General features: G+C 65.0%; 1 protein-coding gene. It reads right to left on the minus strand.

Translation table 11 applies throughout. The features are described 5' to 3' along the window. A partial coding sequence (locus E4K09_RS29390; RefSeq protein ID WP_166802472.1) for a hypothetical protein occupies window positions 1-223 on the minus strand: 223 nt, incomplete at both ends.

Here is a 223-nt window from a genome sequence, read left to right on the forward strand (position 1 = left end):
ACCGGTGCGCACGAGCATGACGCCTGCGCACACGGCCGCGACCCCGACGATCCCGGCGTTCAAGGCTACGATCCAGTAGATCGGGGCTCCGATGAGCAGGCTCACGAGGGACATCGCGATGAGAGGAGAGGTTTTCTTGGCGTGATGCAGGCCGACTTCCCCGAAGCTCCGAAGGGCCGCGAGCACCTGCACGCATGCGAGCCAAGGGAGAACCGAAGCTGCT

This window comes from Microvirga pakistanensis, from assembly GCF_004458765.1.
Lineage (GTDB): Bacteria > Pseudomonadota > Alphaproteobacteria > Rhizobiales > Beijerinckiaceae > Microvirga > Microvirga pakistanensis.